We start from the raw sequence: 402 nt of genomic DNA, 5'->3' as shown, positions 1-402 counted from the left end.
GAACCCTACGCGGACTCCACGATCCATAGCTACGAGTCTGAAATCATCAACAGGATCGTCGCCAAGGTCGTTCTGGATGGCGAGTCGGCCGACAACGCCATCCGCTACGCGAAGCTCCTGCACGATGACACCTGGGCCTTTTCCGACAACGGCGACAATCCACAGTACGCCGAACTCGGCGTCGCTTTGCGCCAAGCTGACGTAATCGCCACCATCGGCGTGACTCCCCAGTTTTGAAGAACCATGACTCTTGACGCCATTCTTGGCATCGTCGGCATTGCCGCGACAATTTGGGCTGCCTACGACGCGCGAAAACAGCGCTCCAAGCGCGAGAAGGCTGTTCTTGCAGCTCGGGGGGTTATCGAACGCACAAACGGGTTGCTGATCGGCATCAAGCCGGCC

Annotated in this window: 1 protein-coding gene; it reads left to right on the top strand. The window is 58.7% G+C overall.

The window, feature by feature from the left end; all coding sequences use genetic code 11:
* Window positions 1–237, top strand: a 237-nt coding sequence (locus OC23_RS19180; RefSeq protein WP_201773433.1) for a hypothetical protein, incomplete at its 5' end; no start/stop codon positions are given.
* Window positions 238–402 lie beyond the last annotated feature (165 nt).

The organism is Acinetobacter sp. A47, from assembly GCF_000805455.1.
Taxonomy (GTDB): Bacteria; Pseudomonadota; Gammaproteobacteria; order Pseudomonadales; family Moraxellaceae; genus Acinetobacter.
This window is presented reverse-complemented; position numbering and strand designations above follow the sequence as displayed.